Source organism: Kitasatospora sp. NPDC003701 (assembly GCF_053587085.1).
In genome coordinates this window covers 40,460-55,820 of the sequence record NZ_JBSFNM010000039.1, presented here as the reverse complement: position 1 = coordinate 55,820, position 15,361 = coordinate 40,460, and the positions used below count along the sequence as shown (strand labels likewise).

The 15,361-nt window shown below is 71.5% G+C and carries 12 protein-coding genes; 8 read left to right on the top strand and 4 right to left on the bottom strand.

Annotated features, from left to right (window positions below):
• Positions 1-444: 444 nt before the first annotated feature.
• The 4 genes from ACWDRR_RS29590 to ACWDRR_RS29575 all read left to right on the top strand — a co-directional run bounded on the left by ACWDRR_RS29590 (position 445) and on the right by ACWDRR_RS29575 (position 4,678).
• Complete coding sequence (locus ACWDRR_RS29590; RefSeq protein WP_449775299.1) at positions 445-1,224, top strand: HAD-IIA family hydrolase; 780 nt, start codon at positions 445-447, stop codon at positions 1,222-1,224.
• Between the two features lie 96 nt (positions 1,225-1,320).
• On the top strand, positions 1,321-2,559 hold the full coding sequence (locus ACWDRR_RS29585) for a low temperature requirement protein A (RefSeq protein WP_449775298.1): 1,239 nt from the start codon (positions 1,321-1,323) through the stop codon (positions 2,557-2,559).
• 186 nt (positions 2,560-2,745) lie between these two features.
• On the top strand, positions 2,746-3,423 hold the full coding sequence (locus ACWDRR_RS29580) for a uracil-DNA glycosylase (RefSeq protein ID WP_449775327.1): 678 nt from the start codon (positions 2,746-2,748) through the stop codon (positions 3,421-3,423).
• 310 nt (positions 3,424-3,733) lie between these two features.
• Positions 3,734-4,678 (top strand): glycoside hydrolase family 6 protein, encoded by a 945-nt coding sequence (locus ACWDRR_RS29575; protein WP_449775297.1) that lies wholly within the window; start codon positions 3,734-3,736, stop codon positions 4,676-4,678.
• A 60-nt stretch (positions 4,679-4,738) separates the two neighbouring features.
• On the opposite strand, the gene ACWDRR_RS29570 is transcribed toward ACWDRR_RS29575, so the two are convergent.
• From ACWDRR_RS29570 to ACWDRR_RS29555, 4 genes are all read right to left on the bottom strand, one after another.
• Complete coding sequence (locus ACWDRR_RS29570) at positions 4,739-6,670, bottom strand: galactose oxidase-like domain-containing protein (RefSeq protein WP_449775296.1); 1,932 nt, start codon at positions 6,668-6,670, stop codon at positions 4,739-4,741.
• Positions 6,671-6,767: 97 nt separating this feature from the next.
• On the bottom strand, positions 6,768-8,918 hold the full coding sequence (locus ACWDRR_RS29565; RefSeq protein ID WP_449775295.1) for a glycosyltransferase family 2 protein: 2,151 nt from the start codon (positions 8,916-8,918) through the stop codon (positions 6,768-6,770).
• Between the two features lie 575 nt (positions 8,919-9,493).
• On the bottom strand, positions 9,494-10,285 hold the full coding sequence (locus ACWDRR_RS29560; RefSeq protein WP_449775294.1) for a 3-oxoacid CoA-transferase subunit B: 792 nt from the start codon (positions 10,283-10,285) through the stop codon (positions 9,494-9,496).
• A 5-nt stretch (positions 10,286-10,290) separates the two neighbouring features.
• Positions 10,291-11,052, bottom strand: a complete 762-nt coding sequence (locus tag ACWDRR_RS29555; RefSeq protein WP_449775293.1) for a CoA transferase subunit A — start codon at positions 11,050-11,052, stop codon at positions 10,291-10,293.
• Between the two features lie 354 nt (positions 11,053-11,406).
• Here ACWDRR_RS29555 and ACWDRR_RS29550 point away from each other — a divergent pair, with 354 nt between their 5' ends.
• The 4 genes from ACWDRR_RS29550 (at position 11,407) to ACWDRR_RS29535 (ending at position 15,237) form a co-directional block, all read left to right on the top strand.
• Positions 11,407-12,681 (top strand): substrate-binding domain-containing protein, encoded by a 1,275-nt coding sequence (locus ACWDRR_RS29550; protein ID WP_449775292.1) that lies wholly within the window; start codon positions 11,407-11,409, stop codon positions 12,679-12,681.
• A gap of 5 nt (positions 12,682-12,686) precedes the next feature.
• Positions 12,687-13,463 (top strand): ABC transporter ATP-binding protein, encoded by a 777-nt coding sequence (locus ACWDRR_RS29545; RefSeq protein ID WP_449775291.1) that lies wholly within the window; start codon positions 12,687-12,689, stop codon positions 13,461-13,463.
• 143 nt (positions 13,464-13,606) lie between these two features.
• Positions 13,607-14,371, top strand: coding sequence for an ABC transporter ATP-binding protein (locus ACWDRR_RS29540; RefSeq protein ID WP_449775290.1), 765 nt, complete (start codon positions 13,607-13,609; stop codon positions 14,369-14,371).
• The gene (locus ACWDRR_RS29535; protein WP_449775289.1) at positions 14,371-15,237 is read left to right on the top strand and encodes a branched-chain amino acid ABC transporter permease; all 867 of its coding nucleotides are present in this window, start codon (positions 14,371-14,373) and stop codon (positions 15,235-15,237) included. The genes ACWDRR_RS29540 and ACWDRR_RS29535 overlap by 1 nt, the downstream gene beginning before the upstream one ends.
• Positions 15,238-15,361: the final 124 nt, after the last annotated feature.

The following is a 15,361-nucleotide window of genomic DNA, read 5'->3' as shown; positions in this document are numbered from 1 at the left end:
GACTCCTTCGAGGGAGCGGGGTGAGGGTGGTGGCGTTCACGCTAGCCCGGTGGCGCGGGCGTGCTGAGGGGCGATCAGAGCGGTTAGGGGCGGCTTAAGGAGCCTTTGAGGCAAGGGTGTTGGGTGTGGCTCCCGCGCGGGGTGCCGGGCGGGTTGCCGAGCGGGGGCGGCCGGGGGCGCGCGTCCGGGGCCGGCCGGGGAACCCCGCCGGGTGCTCCGCGCGGCGCCCCGCCCCGCCCCGTGGGACGTTCCGGTGGGCGGGACGTACTGCCGTCGGGCTGGTGTGCGGATTAGGCTGTGCCCCGTTGGGGCAGCCAGCAGTACCCCCGGCGGTCCGGTGTCCCGAGGAGGGTCCGGCCGGTGGGAGGCGCAACGGTGACGGCGGTGCGCCGCAGATTTCGTACGACCATCGCAAGACGTTGCAAGACTTCGGGAGACACGCACGTGGCAGACCGCAAGCCCATCGAGTCCTGGCTGACCGACATGGACGGGGTCCTCATCCACGAGGGCACGCCGATCCCCGGCGCGGAGGAGTTCCTGCGCCGGCTGCGGGAGTCCGGCAAGCCCTTCCTGGTGCTCACCAACAACTCGATCTACACCCCGCGCGACCTCAGCGCCCGCCTGGCCGGCATGGGCCTGGAGGTGCCGGAGGAGTGCATCTGGACCTCGGCCCTGGCCACCGCGAAGTTCCTCAAGGGCCAGCGCCCGGGCGGCACCGCGTACGTGATCGGCGAGGCGGGCCTCACCACCGCGCTGTACCAGGCGGGCTACGTGCTGACCGACAACAACCCGGACTACGTCGTCCTCGGCGAGACCCGCACCTACAGCTTCGAGGCGCTCACCAAGGCGATCCGCCTGATCAACGCGGGTGCCCGCTTCATCTGCACCAACCCGGACGAGACCGGTCCGTCCACCGAGGGCGTGCTGCCGGCCACCGGGTCGGTCGCGGCACTGATCACCAAGGCGACCGGCGTCGAGCCGTACTTCGTCGGCAAGCCCAACCCGCTGATGATGCGCGAGGCGCTGAACACGGCCGGTGCCCACTCGGAGACCGCCGTGATGATCGGCGACCGGATGGACACCGACATCGTGGCGGGCATGGAGGCCGGCATGGAGACCATCCTGGTGCTCACCGGTCTCACCGCCGCCTCCGACGTGGAGCGCTTCCCGTACCGGCCGACCCGCGTCGTCCAGTCGATCGCGGACCTGGTCGACCTGGTCTAGCCTCTGCTCTGATGTTGCGGGCCCCGCCCCGGCCGACGGCCGCGGCGGGGCCCGTCTGTTGCGTGCGCCTGTTGCGTATGCGGACGAGGGGGCGGGATGAGTTCGGTGGGGGAGTTCATCGACGAGAAGCGGGTGACCTGGGCGGAGCTCTATTTTGACCTGGTCTTCGTCTTCGCGATCACCCAGGTCTCCGGCCTGCTGCACCACCATCACGACTGGGGCGGGGTCGCGCGGGCGCTGGTGGTCTTCGTCCCGGTGTACTGGTGCTGGGTGGGCACCACCGTGCAGGCCAACATCCGCGACGTGGACACCCCCAGGGACCGGCTCGGCATCCTCGCCGTCGGACTGGCCGGCCTCTTCATGGCGCTGGCCGTGCCCGGCGCCTACGAGGGCCGGGGCGTGCTGCTCGGCGCCGGGTACTGGGCGGCCCGGGTGGTGCTGCTGGTGCTGCTGATCCGCGTCCCGGGCGTCTGGCGCGGTCCGTACGGGGTGGGCGTGCTGGTCAGCGGGCCGCTGCTGTTCGTGGGCGGGCTGCTGCCGGAGGGGCCGCGGACGGTGCTCTGGGCGCTGGGCGCGCTCTGCGACCTGTCCGGTCCGGTGCTGTTCCGCAACCGGCTGGCGAAGGTGGCGTACCACCCGTCGCACATGCCGGAGCGGTTCGCGCTGTTCCTGCTGGTGGCGCTCGGCGAGTCGATCGTCGGGATCGGTGCCACGGCCGCCGCCGTCCGCCTCGACGCGGCCGAACTGGCGGCGGTGGCGGCGGCGTTCACCATCTCCTGCGGGCTCTGGTGGCAGTACTTCGTCTACGCGGCGGACGCCATGCGGCACGCCGTGACCGTCGCCGACTCGCGCCGGGACGTGATCCGCCGGGTGTTCCAGTACGGACACCTGGCGCTGGTGGCCGGGGTGATCGCGGTCGCGGTCGGCTTCGGCGAGACGGTGGCCGACCCGCGGCAGGCGCTCGGCGCGGGCTCGGTGGCGCTGCTGTACGGGGGCTGCGGGCTGTACCTGCTGACCTTCGGCTACACCCGGTGGATGATGTTCCGCGCGGTGTCGACCACCCGGATCGTGGCCGCGGTGGTGGTGCTGGGCCTGATGCCGGTGATGGTGCGGCTGTCGGCGATCGTGGTGTTGGCGGTGCTGGCGGTGCTGGTGGTGGCGCTGAACGTGGTCGAGCACCTTCGGGTGGGGCGGGCGGCGGCGGGCGAGCCGGCTCCGGCGGCCGGCGTGGCCGCGGATGCTCCGGTGGCCGGCGTGGCCGGCGTGGCCGTGGATGGTCCGGTGGCTCCGGCGGCCGGCGTGGCCGCGGATGCTCCGGTGGCCGCGGCGGAGTGAGTTGTCGGTGGGGCTGTGTAGCGTTCGGTGTGGAAAGAGGGCGTGCGGCGCATGGGCCGCGGTACGCCGGTGGTCGGGGCGGTGCGGCGGTGAGCGGCCGTCCGGTGGGAGGTTGATGTCGTGACGGACACGGTCGAGGCAGGCGTGGGCGAGACGGAAGCGGTCGAGGCCGGAGCGGCCGGCGGGCTGGAGCTGCCGGAGGCCTGGCGCGAGGTGCTGGGTGCCGAGGCGGAGCAGCCGTACTTCGCCGAGCTGGCGGCCTTCGTGGCGGCGGAGCGCGCGCAGCACCAGGTCTTCCCGCCGAGCGGGCAGGAGTTCTCGGCCCTGGAGGCCACGCCGTACGAGAAGGTCCGGGTGCTGGTCCTCGGGCAGGACCCGTACCACGACGACGGCCAGGCCCACGGCATGAGCTTCTCCGTGCTGCCGGGCACCAGGACGCCGCCGTCGCTGCGCAACATCTTCAAGGAGCTGGACGCCGACCTGGGCATCCCCGCTCCGGACAACGGCTACCTGATGCACTGGGCCGAGCAGGGCGTCCTGCTGCTCAACGCGGTGCTCACGGTGCGCGCGCACGAGGCCAACTCGCACAAGGCCAAGGGCTGGGAGAAGTTCACCGACGCGGTGATCAAGGCGGTGAGCGCGCGTGAGGAGCCGGTGGTCTTCGTGCTCTGGGGCAACTACGCCAAGAAGAAGCTGCCGCTGATCGACACCACGAAGCACGTGGTGGTCCAGGGCGCCCACCCGTCGCCGCTCTCCGCCAAGCTGTTCTTCGGCAGCCGTCCGTTCTCGCAGATCAACGAGGCGCTGGACGGCTTCGGCGTCGACCCGATCGACTGGCAGGTGCCGAACCTGAAGCAGGGCTGACCCGCACCCGAGCGCGGGACCGCGCCGCCGGCGGCGGGCTGACACCCCGTCCACTCGCGGCCGCCGCCCGTTGTTCACCGACCCCGGACGTCGGTCGGTACCCGGTGTGCGAAGCTGGGTGCCGACCTGGTCGCCGGACCGGGTCTGGGAGGGGCGGTACGTGCGCCGGGTAGGGCGAGGGGTGGGGTTCCGGCTGGCCGCGGGGGCGGCGGTGCTGGGACTGACGGCAGGCGCGGCGGGCTGCGCCGGCGGAAGTTCGGCCGGTGGTCCGGGGAGCGGTTCGGGTGCCGGGTCCCGTGCCGGTTCGGGTATGGTTCCCGCACCGAGCGGGTCCGCGGCGCCGGGCGGCGGTTCGTCCGGCTCCGGGCCCGCCCAGCTGCCGGGCCAGACGTTCTACGTCTCCGACCGGACGTCCGCCTTCCAGCAACTCGTCACCCTGCGCGGTCAGGGCCGGACGGCCGAGGCCGACACCCTCGCCAGGATCGCCGCCCAGCCCTCCTCGCAGTGGCTCGGCGACCAGGCGGCCAGGGGCATCGTCGAGCAGGTGAGCCGCCGGGCCGCCGAGGCGGACCGCACCCCGGTCTTCGTCGCGTACAACATCCCGCACCGCGACTGCGGCCAGTACTCGGCCGGCGGCGCGACCGACGCCGCGTCCTACCGCTCCTGGATCACCGGCGTGGCGGAGGCGCTGGGCGACCGCAAGGCCTGGGTGGTGCTGGAGCCGGACGCCGTCGCGCACACCCTGGACACCTGCGGGGTCAAGGGCGCCGACGCCGCCGAGCGGTACGGTCTGCTGGCCTTCGCCGTCCAGGAGTTGAAGAAGCGTCCGCAGGTCCGGGTCTACCTGGACGCGGGCAACCCCGGTTGGGTGCAGGACCGGTCGGCGATGGCCGAGGCCCTGAGCAAGTCCGGTGTCGCGGTGGCGGACGGCTTCACCGTGAACGTCTCCAACTTCTACAGCACCGACCGGAACGCGGCGTACGGCACGGAGCTCTCCGCCGCGCTGGGCGGGAAGCACTTCGTCATCGACACCAGCCGCAACGGCAACGGCCCCCTGAGCGGCGAGGCCTGGTGCAACCCGCCCGGCCGCGCGCTCGGCGAGCCGCCCACCGTCGACACCGGCCGGCCCGGCGTCGACGCCTACCTGTGGATCAAGAACCCCGGCGAGTCCGACGGCGAGTGCGGCCGGGGCGAGCCCCGGGCGGGCGAGTTCTGGCTGCCGTACGCCCTGGGGCTGGCGCGCGGGGGAGCGTAGCCGCGGTGGCGGTGGCGGTGGCGGTGGCGGTCGCGGTGGCGGTGGCGGTGGCTGCGACCGTCAGGCGGTCACTCGGATCCAGCGGGCGACCGACGGGGTGCCGGCCGCGTCCGTCACGAACAGCATGTACCAGCCGGCCGGCAGCAGGTCGGGGTTGCCGGGCAGGGTGAGCGCGACGCCGCCGGCCGAGCGCGTGCCGATGTCCAGCGCCACCGAGCGCTGCCCGACGTCGGTCGCATGGGTGACCGAACTCGGCCGGATCAGCTTGGCGGTGGCGACGCCGTCCGGCTTCGGCGTGCTCACCGTGACGGTGCCGCCGAGCTTCGCGGTGGCGGGTGCGTCGGTCAGCTGCGGTCGCTCGCCGTGGAACAGGTACGGCGGCGTGTAGATCTCGACCCGCTGCTCGAAGGTGCCCGGCTCGGTGTCGGCCTTGTCGGCGAAGAGCGGGTCGGAGCCCAGGACCACCACCCGGCCGTCGGGCAGCAGGAGCGCCTCCGAGTGGTAGTTCCGTCCGACGGTCGGCTCGGCGGCGGTGCTGAAGGTGTTGGTGTCCGGGTGGTAGACCTGCGACTTGAGCAGGTCGCTCCGGTGCTTGCCGCGGTAGTCGCGCGAGCCGCCGGTGGTGAACACGGTGTCGTTCGGCAGGATCACGCTGTTGAGGTAGCGGGTGCCGCCGGCGGGCAGGTCCGGTCCCGGAGCGAAGGCGGGCTTCGCGGCGGAGAGATCGGCGATGTCGGTACGGGCGGTGGAGAGCGGTGACTCGCCGACGCCCCCGCCGCCGAGCACCATGACCTTCTGCGCCTGGGCGGGCGGCAGCAGGACGGAGGACGAGGTCTCGGTGAGGGCGGGGTCGCGCAGGCCCGGGACCGGCTGGAAGCTGTTGTCCTTCAGGTCCCAGAGCCCGGGGTCGCGGCCCTTGTCCGCCGGGCCGTAGCCCGCGTTGGAGCCGGAGTAGAAGAGCTTGCCGGAGGCGGTCAGGAAGAGCGACGGGTAGGTCGGGAAGTAGCGGTCGGGCGCCTTCGACCAGGTCTTCCGGGCCGGGTCGTAGATCTCGTTGTCGTTGCCGCCGAGGATCTGCCCGGTGTCGTCCAGCCCGGAGACGGTGACCACCCGCCCGTCGCCGAGCCCGGTGAGCGTCGGGTACCAGCGGGCGTACGCCATGTCGGTGACCTGCTCGTACAGCTCGGTGTCCGGGTTGAACTCGAAGGCGGAGCGGATGCCCTGGAAGTCCTGCTTCTCCAGGGTCATCCGGTCGGCCATGCCGTAGAGGTTGCGGGCGTCGGCCCCGGTCAGGCCCTTGATCGTGTACTGGGCGGGGGCGTTCACGACGGACCCGCCGCCCGGCTCCACCGCCTCCACGAACACGTGCTGCTCGCCGGCGGTCACGACGGTCCGGTCGCCGGAGCCGGTCTTCACCGCGGCCGGGACGGTCACCTCGGCGGTGGACACGTACGGGTGTCCGCCGGGGGCGGTGAACACCGTGCCCTTGGGGAAGGTGTGCGCGGCCTCCGGGTTCTCGTTGCGCACCCGCATGGTGCCGGCCGCCTTCTTCACGGTGCCGTCCAGCGCCTCGTAGCGCAGCGTGCCACCGGCCACCAGCAGCCGGCCGTCGGGGAGGGCGGTGTGGCCGCCGCAGAACATGTCGGCCGGGGTCGGGATCCGCTGGTAGGTGTTCGCGACCGGGTCCCAGAGCAGGCTCTTGAACGAGCCCGCGTCGAAGCTCCGTCGGTCGTTCCCGGAACCGGCGATGATCAGGACCTTGCCGGTGCGCAGCAGGCTGGCATGGACGGCGTTGATCCGGAACTCGGCGGGGAGGACGACGGTCTGCCAGTGGCCGTACTCGGCCTTGTACTCCGGGCGGTTGATCGCGTACTGGTGGTACTGCTCGTTGGCGAAGCCGAGCACGGCCGGCGCGTTCATCCCGGCCACGGTCAGTGCGACCGTGCTGCCGAGGGCGAAGCGCCTGGTGCGGCCGGCGTTGCGGATCTTCACGGTGGTCGGTCCCCTCCTGCTGCGGGTCGGACGGCGCGGGCTTTGCGGCGCGGGGTCTGTGGTGCGGGGTCTGTGGTGCGGGCTTTGCGGTGCTGGCTCAACGGGCGGTGGCGGCTGGTGCGGTGGGGGCTCCGGTGGTGGAGGCTTCCGTGGTGCGGGCCCAGGTGGTGCGGGCTCCGCCGGTGGGAGGCCCGGACCGGCCCTGGGGCGGCACGGTCGGGGTGGCGGGGATCGTCGGAGTGACTGGGGTGGCCACCGTGCGGCCGGGCGGTGTCGTGCTCGCGGCGCCGGTGACGGAGAGGGTCGAGGTCGGCCGGGCCCGCCTGCGACGGATCGCGTCGGCAGCCAGCACGAGCATCGGCAACAGGCTGAGCAGCAGCGCCAGGAACGCCCAGGTGCGCATGGCGACGTGGTCGTGGCCGGTGAAGAAGGAGGCCGCGATCGCTCCGCCGAACACCAGCGTCCAGAACAGGTGGACGCGGAACGTCGCCACCCGGTCGGGGCTGGCCGAGCGGCCCTTCGGCGTCACGATGAAGCGGCTTCGGAGGCGAAGCAGCGCTTGCAGGAACGATGCTGCATAGATCGGCCCGCAGAGGGCCGACATCACCATGCCCGCCACGCCGGAGGACCCGGCCGGCTCGTGCGGGCTCACATTGTGCTTGCGGTTCCAGGTGTAGAGCAGCACCTGGAGAGCGGCCGCGTCGCTGTACAGCATCATCCAGATCTCCGAGGAGACGTGGACCCCCGACGCCCCGAAGCCCAGGTAGAGCACGCTCGACACCCCGCCGAGCAGCCAGGTCAGCGCCGCCATCGGGTAGAAGCAGACCATCAGCGTGTAGTTGAGCAGCCGGCCGGGCGACAGCCGCCAGGCCGCGCGCCAGTACTGGGTCAGCAGCGTCTCGTAGGTGCCCCGGCTCCAGCGGAGCTGCTGGGAGAAGAAGTCCGTCCAGGAGGACGGCCCTTCGCCGACCGCCAGCACGTCCGGGGTGTACACCGACTTCCAGCGCGCGCCGGTGTCCGGGTTGCGACGGCGGTGGAACTCCAGCCCGGTCGCCATGTCCTCGGTGATCGAGTCGTACAGCCCGCCGATCGACTGCAGCGCGCTGATCCGCACCGCGTTGTTGGTGCCGACGAACATCGGTGCGCCGTAGCGGTTCCCCGCCCGCTGGATCAGTGCGTGGAAGAGGAACTGCTGGCTCTCCGAGAACTTGGTGACCGCCGAACCCGAGCTGCGGTAGTTCCCGTAGACCTGCGGGCCGACCACGAACGCCACGTCCGGATCCCGGAAGTACCCCAGCATCCGTTCGCCGAACTCGGGCAGCGGGACGTGATCGGTGTCCACCGCCACCCAGAAGTCGTAGGCGGCGCCGTGGGCCTGGAGCCAGCTGTTGTAGTTGCCGTGCTTGGTCCTGGCGCGAAACCGACCCTTGGGCTGGTTCCAGGGCTCGATGCCGCGCCGGCTGAAGTGCCGCGCACCGAGGTGGGCGCAGAGCGCGCGCATCGCAGGATCGTTTCCCTCGTCGAGCAGCCAGACGTCGTACGGGCCGTCGTGCCGGACGGCGAGCGCGGCGGTCAGTGTCCTGCGCACCATCTCCGGCGGTTCCTTGCCCGGCACGCAGGTGGTGAGGAACGCGACCCGGGTGCCCGACTCGGGCGTGACCGGGACGGGGTCTCGGGCGACCAGCGTGGCGTGCGTGTTGGAGACGACGTTGACCAGCCGGAACACCTCGACGACCGCGATGATCGTGACCATCGCCTTGTCGGCGACCAGCAGCCAGGAGTGCGTCTCGCCCGGCCGGACCGGCCAGTGGTCGGGGAGCAGTAACCAGACCAGCAGCACCGACTCCACCGCCGGGGCGGCCAGCAGGAGCAGGGCGGCCCGGAGCCGGTGCGGCTCCCGGCGCAGCAGGCTGCGGTACTGGACGCGGTAGCGGGCGGGGGCGTCCTCGGCGTCGGCGGTTTCGCTGCCTCCCGGGGTGGTGGCCGGGCCGGCGAGGCGGCTGAAGTGGGCGTAGTCGTAGGGGGCTTCGGGGACGGATATGGAGCCCAGGCCATCGCCGATCGCGGTCGCGGAGGTCCTGTCGGAGGTCCTGTCGGAGGTGCTGTCGGGGGTGCTGTCGCGGGTGCGTGGGGGCGGGGGTGGAGTGGCCCGTGGAGGCGGAGTGGTGTGCTGGTGCGGGGCGGCGGGTGTGGCCGGGGGGTGACCGGGCGGCTCTGCCTGCATGGTGCGTGAGAACAGCTTGATCATGTGTGGCTCCCCCCGTGGCCGGCCGTCCGGGCCGACTCGTTCGTGCGTGCTCCGACCGGAGGTATGCGATCCAGTGCCCTGCGCCGCGACCTGTGCGCTGTGGACGACCGCTCCCCCCGGAGCCTGGCTTTCGAAGCAGAGCACCGCCCGGTCAACTGGGCTGTTTCCAGTCAGTCTCCGGTCCGTCAATCATTGCAACGTATACGATCGATTATGTCGCACACATACACGGCTACTTCGAATGCGAGATCCCGGCGTGTTCTCCGGACTCCCCTTCGGGGTGCACGGGATCCTCGACTGCCCCAACTCTCCCGGAGCGTTGACGTGATCGCAACCGATCCGATAAATGATCATTGCGCGAGAGTGAAGATATGACGATTCCCGGCCATATGACCCTGGTTGGTGTTAGGGGAAGGGGAATCGCCCGCCGAGTGCTGCGAATTGATCGAATGGATACGCGAAGGCCGGACCTCCGTACGGACTGTCCGGCCTTCGGTCGGGCTTTCGGCCCGGGGCTTTGCGGTGGGCCCTCGTTTCGGGCCCTTGGCTCAGGCCCCGGGCGGCTCGCGGGACGGCTAGCGTGACGGCTCGCGTGACGCCTCGACGCGGCCGGCGGAGGGGGACGGGTCGGGAAGCGGCGGCAACAGGCCGGGCCCGGTCGCCGCTCGGACCTCGTCGAACGACACGCCCGGGGCCGTTTCGACCAGGCGCAGCCCGTCGCGGGTGACGTCGATGACGGCCAGGTCGGTGACGATGCGGTCGACAACTCCCCGACCGGTGGCCGGAAGCGAAAGCTGCTCGACGATCTTCGGAGAGCCGTCCCTGGCGGTGTGCTCCATGACCACGATCAGTCGTCGGGCGCCGTGCACGAGATCCATGGCGCCGCCCATGCCCTTGACCATCTTGCCCGGGATCATCCAGTTGGCGAGATCGCCGGCGGCCGACACCTGCATCGCGCCGAGTACCGAGACATCGATCCGACCGGCGCGGATCATGCCGAAGGAGAACGCCGAGTCGAAGTACGAGGCACCGGGGGCGACCGTCACGGTCTCCTTGCCCGCATTGATCAGATCGGGGTCCTCGGCTCCCTCCACTGGGTACGGGCCGACGCCGAGGATGCCGTTCTCCGAATGCAGCACCACATGGACGCCCGGCGGGAGGTGATTGGAGATCAAGGTCGGCAGGCCGATGCCCAGATTGACGTACTGCCCGTCCCGGAGCTCCCGGGCGGCTCGCGCGGCGAGTGCGTTCCGCGCGTCGAGCGCCCGGCCGGTGGTGGGCCCGGCGGCGGACTGGGCGGGGGTGGGCGTGACGGCGGGCGTGGCGGCGGTGCCGGCGGGCAGCGCGGTGAACGTTTCGGTGGTCATCGCGATCAGGCCTCCTGGAGTGCGGTGAGGACGGTTCGGCGCTCGATGCGGCGGTCGTCGGGATCGGCGAGGACCACGCGGTCGACGTACACCCCGGGCAGGTGGACGGCGTCCGGTCCCAGCGCGCCCGGCTCGACGATCCGGTCCGCCTCGACCAGCGTGATCCGGCCGGCCGCGGCGCAGAGCGGATTGAAATTGCGGGCGGCGGCGTGGAACACGCAGTTGCCGTGCCGGTCCGCCACCTCGGCGCGGACCAGCGCGAAGTCGGCGGTGATGGCCTCCTCCAGCAGGTAGCGGCGGCCACCGAACTCCCTGACCTCCTTCGGCGGCGAGGCCAGCGCCACCGAACCGTCCGCCCCGTACCGCCAGGGCAGCCCGCCCTCCTCGACCTGGGTACCGACCCCGGCCGGGGTGAAGAACGCGGGGATGCCCGCGCCACCGGCCCGCAACCGCTCGGCGAGCGTGCCCTGCGGGGTCAGTTCGACCTCCAGCTCGCCGGACAGGTACTGCCGGGCGAACTCCTTGTTCTCTCCGACATAGGAAGAGATCGTCCGGGCGATTCGGCCGGCCCGCAGCAGCAGGCCCAGCCCCCAGTCGTCCACTCCGCAGTTGTTGGAGACGACGTGCAGGCCGGTGGTGCGGGTGGCGGCCAGGGCGCCGATCAGGGTGCTGGGGATGCCGCAGAGGCCGAAGCCGCCGACGGCCAGCACGGCTCCGTCGGGGATGTCTCCGACCGCTTCGGCGGCGGATTCCAGGACCTTGTCCAAAGGGTCACCTCATGAGGGGGAGGGGTGGAAGGAGGGAAATGGAGCGGGAACGGGCGTGGGAGCGGGAACGGGAGCAAAGGACGGGAGGGGCGGAGCGGGATGCCCGCCGGGCCGCGCCCCACCACCGTCACCGTGCGGGGGGCACTCCGGCCATGGCGACCGGCTCCACGCATGTGTACGGACACATGGCCCGCGCCCACATCCACCGGCTGATGGACGGGATCCGGTCCGGCGGTATGGCGGCCTGGGCCACATCCGGGCGCACCGATACGGCGCCCGGGCACATGTCGCAGCCTTCACACCGCACCTACGGTTCCGGCATCCACCCCGCCGCACCTTCAGGAGTCGGTCACCATGCCCAGCTCGACAGCCCTCGCCAGGACCGCCGTCGGTGCTTCCACAGACTCGGCCGCTTCGGGTGGGCCGGGCCGCAAGCTCGCCGCCGTCGCGGCCTGCGTCCTGCTCGCGGCCGGCTGTGCCAAGGCCGGTACCGCCGGCACCACGGCGGCGGACGGTGGCGGTTCCAAGAGCGCGGTCAAGGTCGGCCTGGTGTACTCCAGGACCGGGCCGCTGGCCGCGTACGGCAAGCAGTACCTGGAGGGCTTCAAGGCCGGCCTGGCCTATGCGACCAAGGGCACCGGAGCGGTCGACGGACACAAGATCGAGTTCGAGGAGCAGGACGATGCGGGAGACCCGGCCAAGGCGGTGTCGGCCGCCAAGGACCTGATCGGCAAGGGCCACAAGATCCTGGCCGGCTCCACCGCCTCGGGCGTCGCTCTCCAGGTCGGACCGATCGCAGCCCAGAACAAGGTGCTCTTCATCAGCGGACCGGCCGCCGCCGACAAGGTCACCGGGTTGAACGCGTACACCTTCCGTTCCGGCCGCCAGTCCTACCAGGACATCAGGACCGCGGCCTCGTTCATCGGGGACGCCAAGGGCAGGAAAGTCGCCGTGCTGGCTCAGGACAACGCGTTCGGGCAGGCCAACGTGGCCGCCGTCAAGGCGGTGCTCGGAGGCCAGGGTGCCACCGTCGACTCGGTCCTCGCCCCGCCGAGCGCGACCGACCTGACCCCGTTCGCCTCCCAGGCCAAGGCCGCCAAGCCCGACCTGCTGTTCGTCGCCTGGGCCGGCGACACCTCGTCGGCCCTGTGGACGGCGCTGAACCAGCAGGACGTATTCGCCGACACCAAGGTCGTCACCGGGCTCGACCTCGCCGCGTCCTATCCGCTCTTCGGATCGGCGGCCGAGAAGATCTCTTTTCTGAACCACTACTTCGGCGGAGCCGCCGGCACTCCGGTGGAGAAGGCCATGGACGAGGCCGTCACCGCCGCGGGCGGAAAGTCCGACATCTTCACTCCGGACGGGTTCACCGCCGCCCAGATGATCGTCCACGCGGTGGAGGCCAACCGCGGCTCCGCCGAGGACACGTCGGCTCTGGTGAAGGCCTTGGAGGGTTGGAGCTTCGACGGGGTGAAGGGGCGGACCACGGTGCGGGCCGAGGACCACGCGCTCCTCCAGCCGATGTTCCAGGTCCGGCTGACCGGTACCGGTGCGGCCGCCAAGCCGTCGGTGGAGAAGACGCTGACCGCGGACGAGGTGGCGCCCCCGGTCACCCCGATGGCGGGCTGATCACCATGTCCCGTCCCGCTTCGTCCACCGTGGCCGCGCCGGTACTGCGGCTGACCGGTCTCGGCTGGTCCGTCCGCGGGGTTCCGATCGTCGAGGACGTCTCCTTCTCGGTCGGGGAAGGCGAGTTCATCGCCTTCATCGGACCCAACGGCGCCGGGAAGACCTCCCTCTTCAATCTGATCTCCGGTATCTACCCGGCGAGCCGGGGCAGAGTGGAACTCGACGGCGCCGACATCACCGCCGAGGCCGTCCACGCCAGGGCGCGCCGCGGGCTCGGCCGTACCTTTCAGACCTCCTCTCTCTGGCCGGGGATGACGGTGGCCGACCACGTCCGTCTGGCCGCGCAGGCGGCCGCCGGACCGCGAGCCTCGTACCGGCTCTGGCGCCGCGCCGACCGCTATGCGGACCAGGTGGCCGCGACCCTGGAACGCACCGAACTCGCCCATCGGGCGGGAACCTTGGCGAGTGCCCTGTCCCACGGTGAGAAGCGCAAGCTCGAACTCGCCGTCCTGCTGGTCTCCGACCCCCGGCTCATCCTGCTGGACGAGCCGATGGCCGGGGTCAGTGCGGAGGAGGTGCCGGCCCTTACCGCGCTGATCCGCTCGGTGCACCGCGACCTCGGCCGCACCGTGCTGATGGTGGAGCACCACATGGACGTCCTGCTCGGCCTGGCCGACCGCCTTGCTGTGATGCACCATGGCACGCTGCTCGCGTTGGACACCCCGGAGGCAGTGATGGCGGACGCCACCGTCCAACAGGCTTATCTGGGCGAGGCGCTGTGACCGACTCTCCTTTCCCCACCGCCTCCTCCGGCTGCTCAGCTGGCTCGGTCCCCTTCGCTTCTGCCGGTGCCGGCGTCGGCGGCCCGGGTACCGCCGCTGCTCAGGCTCCGGCCGATTCCCTCCTCTCGGTTCGTGATCTGCGGGTGGTCATCGACGGGTTGCACATCCTGCACGGGGTCGACTTCGATGTGGCGTCGACCGGTGTCACCGCCCTTCTGGGGCGCAACGGTGCCGGCAAGACCACCACGGTCAAGGCCGTGATGGGCCTCGTGCCGCGTACCGGCAGCGTCCGGTTCGACGGGACTGAGCTCTCCTCTCTGCCTACACATCTCGTGGTCCGCCAGGGCATCGGGTACGCCCCCGAGGACCGTGGGATCTTCGCCGGCCTCACGGTCGCCGAGAACCTGCGTCTCGCCGAGCGGGACCGGGACGCCGAACCCGCCTACCGCCTCGTCCATGAGCTGTTTCCCGAACTCAAGCAGCGGGCCGCCCAGTTGGCCGGAACACTTTCGGGTGGCCAGCAGCAGATGGTGGCCATCGGCAGGACCCTGCTCAACCGGAACCGGCTGATCATCGCCGACGAGCCGACCAAGGGCCTCGCGCCGAAGATCGTCGCTGAGGTGGCCGATGTCCTGGCCCGGGCCGCCGAGGCCGTTCCCGTCCTCCTGGTCGAGCAGAACCTCGCCCTCGTTCGCCGCCTGGCCGGCACCTGTGCCGTCCTCGCCGACGGTCGCACCGCCCACCAGGGTGACACCGCCGCGCTGTTGGCCGACGAGGTAGCCGCCCGCCGCCTGCTGGGTGTCGGCAGCCACCGGCCGGGCGCCGACTCCCCGGCGTCGTCGACCGACCCCTCGCCGGTCGGCCGGGCTCCGGCCGCCCCGCCTGTCACTCCGGAGGTGAACCCCTGATGGACACCATCGTTCTCCTTTCCTGTACCGGACTCGGTCTGGGGGCGCTGTACTTCCTGGTGGCCTCCGGCCTCTCGTTGATCTTCGGTCTGATGGACGTGCTCAACTTCGCGCACGGCGCCCTGCTCTCCATCGGCGCCTATGCGACCTGGTGGGCCGGCGCGGAGGCCGGCTTCCCCTTCTGGCTCGCGGTGCCGTTCGGCACTCTGGTGGGGACGGCAGCTGCCGTCCTGCTGGAGTTCTTCCTGATCCGGCCGCTCTACAGCCGCCCGCGGGACCAGATCCTCGCCACCGTCGGCGTCGGGCTGGCCGTGCCCGCTCTCCTGATGGGTGTCTGGGGCGCGGACGCCCGCCCCTTCCCACAGCCGGCTCTGCTCTCCGGCACCTGGCACCTGCTCGGTGCGACCGTCCCGGTCAACCGTTTCGTGCTGGTGGCCGCGGCCGGGTTGCTGCTGCTCGCTCTTCGGTTGTTCCTCGCCCGTACCCGCTACGGGCTGATCGTCCGGGCCGGCGTCGAGGACCGGGCGATGGTCACGGCGCTCGGCATCGACGTGCGCAAGGCCTTCTCGCTCGTCTTCGCCATCGGTGGTGCCGCCGCCGCGCTCGGCGGTGCCCTCGGCGGCCTCTACTTCGGTTCGGTCAATCCCGGCCAGGGGACCGGGCTGCTCATCTTCGCCTTCGTCGTCGTCGTGATGGGTGGCATGGGCTCGGTCACCGGGGCGGCCGTGGCCTCGGTGTGCGTCGGCCTCGTCCAGCAGTTCGCCAACTACTACACCGCTGCGGGACTCGGCGACCTCTCGGTCGTCGTCCTGCTGGCCGTACTGCTCCTCGTACGACCCCGCGGACTCACCGGGAGGCTCGCGTGAGCAACTGGACCCCCGACACGAGCACCGATGGCACCGCGGCCGACCTCGCTGCGGCCGGTTCGGCAGGGGGGACTGACACCAGCCCTGCCGAGAGACATTCTGGACGGGCGGCGGAGGTCCGCGC

Excerpts from the sequence above, each read along its gene's own strand:
- ACWDRR_RS29585 (WP_449775298.1), top strand. The coding sequence starts at position 1,321 with ATGAGTTCGGTGGGGGAGTTCATCGACGAGAAGCGGGTGACCTGGGCG.
- ACWDRR_RS29550 (WP_449775292.1), top strand. The coding sequence starts at position 11,407 with ATGCCCAGCTCGACAGCCCTCGCCAGGACCGCCGTCGGTGCTTCCACA.
- ACWDRR_RS29565 (WP_449775295.1), bottom strand. The coding sequence starts at position 8,918 with ATGATCAAGCTGTTCTCACGCACCATGCAGGCAGAGCCGCCCGGTCAC.
- ACWDRR_RS29535 (WP_449775289.1), top strand. The coding sequence starts at position 14,371 with ATGGACACCATCGTTCTCCTTTCCTGTACCGGACTCGGTCTGGGGGCG.
- ACWDRR_RS29560 (WP_449775294.1), bottom strand. The coding sequence starts at position 10,285 with ATGACCACCGAAACGTTCACCGCGCTGCCCGCCGGCACCGCCGCCACG.
- ACWDRR_RS29545 (WP_449775291.1), top strand. The coding sequence starts at position 12,687 with ATGTCCCGTCCCGCTTCGTCCACCGTGGCCGCGCCGGTACTGCGGCTG.
- ACWDRR_RS29575 (WP_449775297.1), top strand. The coding sequence starts at position 3,734 with ATGGTTCCCGCACCGAGCGGGTCCGCGGCGCCGGGCGGCGGTTCGTCC.